Here is a 2,527-nt window from a genome sequence, read left to right as displayed (position 1 = left end):
CCGCGCTTCCACCTCTGACCTATCAACCTCGTCATCTTCGAGGGATCTTACTAGCTTGCGCTATGGGAAATCTCATCTTGAGGGGGGCTTCATGCTTAGATGCTTTCAGCACTTATCCCGTCCACACATAGCTACCCAGCGATGCCCTTGGCAGAACAACTGGTACACCAGCGGTGTGTCCATCCCGGTCCTCTCGTACTAAGGACAGCTCCTCTCAAATTTCCTACGCCCACGACGGATAGGGACCGAACTGTCTCACGACGTTCTGAACCCAGCTCGCGTACCGCTTTAATGGGCGAACAGCCCAACCCTTGGGACCGACTACAGCCCCAGGATGCGATGAGCCGACATCGAGGTGCCAAACCTCCCCGTCGATGTGGACTCTTGGGGGAGATAAGCCTGTTATCCCCGGGGTAGCTTTTATCCGTTGAGCGATGGCCCTTCCATGCGGAACCACCGGATCACTAAGCCCGACTTTCGTCCCTGCTCGACTTGTAGGTCTCGCAGTCAAGCTCCCTTGTGCCTTTACACTCTACGAATGATTTCCAACCATTCTGAGGGAACCTTTGGGCGCCTCCGTTACATTTTAGGAGGCGACCGCCCCAGTCAAACTGCCCACCTGACACTGTCTCCCATGCCGATCAGGCATGCGGGTTAGAATTTCAATACAGCCAGGGTAGTATCCCACCGACGCCTCCACCGAAGCTAGCGCTCCGGCTTCTAAGGCTCCTACCTATCCTGTACAAGCTGTACCAAAATTCAATATCAGGCTACAGTAAAGCTCCACGGGGTCTTTCCGTCCTGTCGCGGGTAACCTGCATCTTCACAGGTACTATAATTTCACCGAGTCTCTCGTTGAGACAGTGCCCAGATCGTTACACCTTTCGTGCGGGTCGGAACTTACCCGACAAGGAATTTCGCTACCTTAGGACCGTTATAGTTACGGCCGCCGTTTACTGGGGCTTCGATTCAAAGCTTCTCTTGCGATAACCTCTCCTCTTAACCTTCCAGCACCGGGCAGGTGTCAGCCCCTATACTTCGCCTTACGGCTTCGCAGAGACCTGTGTTTTTGCTAAACAGTCGCCTGGGCCTATTCACTGCGGCTCATCAGGGCTATTCACCCTAATGAGCACCCCTTCTCCCGAAGTTACGGGGTCATTTTGCCGAGTTCCTTAACGAGAGTTCTCTCGAACACCTTAGGATTCTCTCCTCGCCTACCTGTGTCGGTTTGCGGTACGGGCACCTCTCACCTCGCTAGAGGCTTTTCTTGGCAGTGTGAAATCAGGAACTTCGGTACTATATTTCCCTCGCCATCACAGCTCAGCCTTAACGATTCGCGGATTTGCCTACGAATCAGCCTTACTGCTTGGACGCGCATATCCAACAGCGCGCTTACCCTATCCTTCTGCGTCCCCCCATTGCTCAAACGGTGAGGAGGTGGTACAGGAATTTCAACCTGTTGTCCATCGCCTACGCCTTTCGGCCTCGGCTTAGGTCCCGACTTACCCTGAGCGGACGAGCCTTCCTCAGGAAACCTTAGGCATACGGTGGAGGGGATTCTCACCCCTCTTTCGCTACTCATACCGGCATTCTCACTTCTAAGCGCTCCACCAGTCCTTCCGGTCTGACTTCACTGCACTTAGAACGCTCTCCTACCATTGTTCGTAAGAACAATCCACAGCTTCGGTGATACGTTTAGCCCCGGTACATTTTCGGCGCAGAGTCACTCGACCAGTGAGCTATTACGCACTCTTTAAATGGTGGCTGCTTCTAAGCCAACATCCTGGTTGTCTGGGCAACTCCACATCCTTTTCCACTTAACGTATACTTTGGGACCTTAGCTGGTGGTCTGGGCTGTTTCCCTCTTGACTACGGATCTTATCACTCGCAGTCTGACTCCCGAGAATCAAGTCTTTGGCATTCGGAGTTTGACTGAATTCGGTAACCCGATGAGGGCCCCTAGTCCAATCAGTGCTCTACCTCCAAGACTCTAACTCGAGGCTAGCCCTAAAGCTATTTCGGAGAGAACCAGCTATCTCCAGGTTCGATTGGAATTTCTCCGCTACCCACACCTCATCCCCGCACTTTTCAACGTGCGTGGGTTCGGGCCTCCATTCAGTGTTACCTGAACTTCACCCTGGACATGGGTAGATCACCTGGTTTCGGGTCTACGACCACATACTATGTCGCCCTATTCAGACTCGCTTTCGCTGCGGCTCCGTCTTATCAACTTAACCTTGCATGGGATCGTAACTCGCCGGTTCATTCTACAAAAGGCACGCCATCACCCGTTAACGGGCTCTGACTACTTGTAGGCACACGGTTTCAGGATCTCTTTCACTCCCCTTCCGGGGTGCTTTTCACCTTTCCCTCACGGTACTGGTTCACTATCGGTCACTAGGGAGTATTTAGCCTTGGGAGATGGTCCTCCCAGCTTCCGACGGGATTTCTCGTGTCCCGCCGTACTCAGGATCCACTCAGGAGGGAACGAAGTTTCGACTACAGGGTTGTTACCTTCTATGACGGA

At 53.3% G+C, this 2,527-nt stretch carries 1 rRNA gene; it reads right to left on the bottom strand.

The features are described 5' to 3' along the window. Positions 1-2,527, bottom strand: a 23S ribosomal RNA gene (locus tag F7888_RS22210); the annotation flags it as partial.

The sequence above is a fragment of the Litchfieldia stipae genome, assembly GCF_014837155.1.
Classification (GTDB): Bacteria; Bacillota; Bacilli; order Bacillales; family Bacillaceae_L; genus Litchfieldia.
The sequence above is the reverse complement of the archived record's forward strand: the minus strand, read 5'-3'. Positions and strand labels throughout refer to the sequence as shown.